Source organism: Mucilaginibacter sp. P5_A4, assembly GCF_056400605.1.
The window spans coordinates 1-1,482 of record NZ_JBFUKX010000132.1; the positions used below are offsets into that span (position 1 = coordinate 1).

The 1,482-nt window shown below is 35.6% G+C and carries 2 protein-coding genes and 1 pseudogene; all 3 read left to right on the forward strand.

The window, feature by feature from the left end; translation table 11 throughout:
* On the forward strand, positions 1-295 hold a 295-nt coding region (locus tag AC1DQW_RS27605; protein WP_477457006.1), incomplete at its 5' end, for a glycosyltransferase.
* A 33-nt stretch (positions 296-328) separates the two neighbouring features.
* A complete protein-coding gene (locus AC1DQW_RS27610; protein WP_477457007.1) occupies positions 329-1,132 on the forward strand; it encodes a phytanoyl-CoA dioxygenase family protein in 804 nt (267 codons plus the stop codon).
* A gap of 37 nt (positions 1,133-1,169) precedes the next feature.
* Positions 1,170-1,482: pseudogene (locus AC1DQW_RS27615) on the forward strand (hypothetical protein); the annotation flags it as partial.

Here is a 1,482-nt window from a genome sequence, read left to right on the forward strand (position 1 = left end):
ATCATACTATGGTGAAGGCGTACCCCGCTGTTTACTTGAAAGTATGGCAATGGGGCGGGCAATTATTACAAGTGATTCTGTTGGCTGCAGAGAAACAGTTGAACCTGTATCGCCTCAAAACGGATTTTTAATTCCTGTTAAAAACATACCAGCCCTTATGTCAAAAATGGAGTTTTATATAAATAACAGCAATGCTATTTATAACTATGGTTTAAATGGACTTGCATTAGCCCGAAAGAAATTTGACGTGAACCTGGTTAACCATGATATGTTAAGCATAATGAAGTTAAAATAACTGGAAATGAAAAAAATAATATAATCAAATGTTATGAAAAATCGATTGAATTATTATGAAAGAAACGTCACCGACTTCAGTAATACTATGCGCGAATATGGGTGGATTGTATACGAAAATGTAGTACATCCTGATTTTGTTTATACAATAAATAAGGATTTGACCGATGCATACATAAAAAGAAGAGCCATACAGGAAAGAAACGGCATAAGTGCCAATATGGACGGCACACTGCATCATTTACTGGAGAGAAGTAATTTCAGTCTTTCGTTTCTCCAAAATATGTACTGTGATGAAGAGATCACGCAATTTTTGGGTGGCAACTATATATTAAATGGGATGAATGCGGTTATTCATGCTAAATATGAGCATCCATACCTAAGCAACATGCACCGCGATGTGCGGACATTCATGAACGACACAAAATTACTGTTACAGATGATTGTTACACTCGATGATTTTACCTTAATAAACGGTGCAACTTATTTTCTTTCGGGATCACATAAATCAGCAATACGACCTGATGCAACGTACTTTTTTAATAATGCCGATAGGGCAATTGTACCTAAGGGAAGTATTATTTTGTTTGATTCGAATATTTGGCATGCTGCCGGCGAAAATACTACACTTGAGCCGCGTAGAGCATTAACAATAGGATTTACCAGACCGTTTTTAAAACAGCAAATGGATTATCCCCGGTTTTTAGGTTATGATTTTGTATCACACCTCAACTCCGAGTTGCGCCAGGTTATAGGGTACAATTCCCGTACACCTGAAAACCTAAATGAATTTTATCAACCGGCACATTTAAGGATGTACCAATGCGACCAGGGTTAACTTAAGTCTTAATTTATCCATCATCTAACTTACGGCTATGCAAAAAAATAAAACTCCTTTAAAATCCATTGGTGGATATTTAGAGCTCGAGTTACCCCATGGTAATGAATATTATCCAAATCTTATTCATTTAAATACCGGACGCAATGCTTTAGAGTATATACTAAGGCAAAAAGGATACACAAAAATATATATACCCTACTTTACTTGTGATGTTTTGCTTGAGCCTATCACAAAATTGGGTATTAAACATCAGTTTTACTCAATTGATAAGCAATTTGATCCGGTAATAGATTTTGATATTGAACCAGATGCATGCTTTCTGTACACCAATTATTTTGGAATTAAAC

Bases quoted from the DNA above. Each gene is read 5' to 3' on its own strand.
- AC1DQW_RS27610 (WP_477457007.1), top strand. From the start codon at position 329: ATGAAAAATCGATTGAATTATTATGAAAGAAACGTCACCGACTTCAGT.